The following is a 1,770-nucleotide window of genomic DNA, read 5'->3' as shown; positions in this document are numbered from 1 at the left end:
TGTCTGAACTCAGGAATATTTTCAATTCTCATGGTCAATCCTGCAGCATACATGTGTCCGCCATACGATTCCAGCAAATCACTGCACTGACCGATGGCTTCGTACAAATCAAAATCGCGCACCGAACGTGCCGATCCGGTTGCCAAACCATTCGATTCGGTTAAAATTACAGTTGGGCGGTAGTAATGCTCGGTAACCCGCGACGCCACAATACCAACCACACCTTTGTGCCAGTCGCGGTTATAAAGCACGGTACTGTTTTTATTCTTAAATTCCGGACTGTTTTCGATAGTGTCCAGGGCATCCTGGGTAATATCACGGTCAAGCGTTTTTCGTATTTCGTTAAACGAGTCGATCTCCTCTCCCAGCAGATCCGATTTATCTTCATCGGTTGATACCAATATCTGCACCGACTTTTTACCGTGTTCAATACGGCCCGATGCATTTAATCGTGGGCCAATTTTAAACACAATATCGCTAATGGTAATTTCGGTTCCTGAGATACCCGCAAAATTTATAATGGTTTGCAAACCAATTCCCGGATTCGAGTTCAGTTTCTTGAGGCCGTAATACGCCAGCACCCGGTTCTCGCCGGTTATCGGGACAATATCGGCAGCAATACTCACTGCTACCAAATCCAGCAAGTCGTAAATTTCTTCGTAATCAATTTCGTGTCTTTTGCAGTAAGCCTGCAACAGCTTAAATCCTACGCCGCAACCCGAAAGTTCTTTGTAAGGATATTTACAATCCGATTGTTTTGGGTCGAGCACTGCAACAGCCGGCGGCACTTCATCATCCGGATTATGGTGATCGCAGATAATAAAATCGATCCCACGTTCCTTGGCTTTGGCAATCTTTTCAACGGCTTTAATTCCGCAGTCGAGTGCCACAATCAGCGTTACTCCTTTTTCAACGGCATAGTCAATACTTTTGGGCGAAATTCCATATCCTTCGCTGTAACGATCGGGTATGTAATATTCAATATCTTTTATGCGCTCTTTTAAAAATGAATAGACCAGCGCCACCGAAGTAGTTCCGTCAACATCGTAATCGCCGTACACAATAACTTTTTCGTTATTTTCAATGGCCTGATCCAGTCGGGCAATCGCTTTCGCCATGTCTTTCATCAGAAAGGGATCGTGCAGATCGCTTAGTCGGGGGCGGAAAAATGCTTTGGCTTCAGCGTAGGTTTTTATACCCCGCTGTACCAGCAAGCGCGCTATCACCATATTCACATTCAACGCCGCTGAGAGGTGCTTTACCTCGTTTTGGTCGCCTTGTTTTTTTAAGTTCCAAATTCTATCCATGCTGCGTTTTTGTGTTTTCAAGATGTGAATGCGCAAAGATACAAAATGCAACCGCATATGGAAATAAAACATTCACCCTCAACATTATTTTTTAAATGATTCAGTGTTACAACAACAATTACAACCGATCTGTTTTATTATCTTTGCCCAAATTTTTTTAAAGGATTCGGGAATCTTTTCCCGGGCAATAAATTGTCATTTAAACAAAAGAGTGACAGCAAAATAAAAGTGAAGAAAAAATGAGTCATCAGGAATTAAGTGAACAAGAGATCATCAGACGAAATTCGTTGCAAAAAATGCGCGAGTTGGGGATCGACCCCTACCCGGCGGCACAGTACCACGTAAATACCAACACCAAAGAAATAAAACAGAACTTCAAGGAAGAGGAGAAGAATTTTCAGGATGTAGTGATTGCCGGCCGTTTGATGAGCCGCAGAATTATGGGAAAAGCTGCGTTTGCTGA

1 protein-coding gene and 1 pseudogene are annotated in these 1,770 nt (G+C 43.3%); one reads left to right on the top strand and one right to left on the bottom strand.

Going from position 1 to position 1,770, the window contains the following annotated elements:
• A partial coding sequence (gene recJ / locus ABZB17_RS22365; RefSeq protein ID WP_372653873.1) for a single-stranded-DNA-specific exonuclease RecJ occupies positions 1-1,307 on the bottom strand: 1,307 nt, incomplete at its 3' end.
• A 239-nt stretch (positions 1,308-1,546) separates the two neighbouring features.
• On the opposite strand from recJ, the pseudogene ABZB17_RS22360 reads away from it, so the two are divergent.
• Positions 1,547-1,770: pseudogene (locus ABZB17_RS22360) on the top strand (lysine--tRNA ligase); the annotation flags it as partial.

The organism is Draconibacterium sp. (assembly GCF_041583095.1).
Taxonomy (GTDB): Bacteria; Bacteroidota; Bacteroidia; order Bacteroidales; family Prolixibacteraceae; genus Draconibacterium.
The sequence above is the reverse complement of the archived record's forward strand: the minus strand, read 5'-3'. Positions and strand labels throughout refer to the sequence as shown.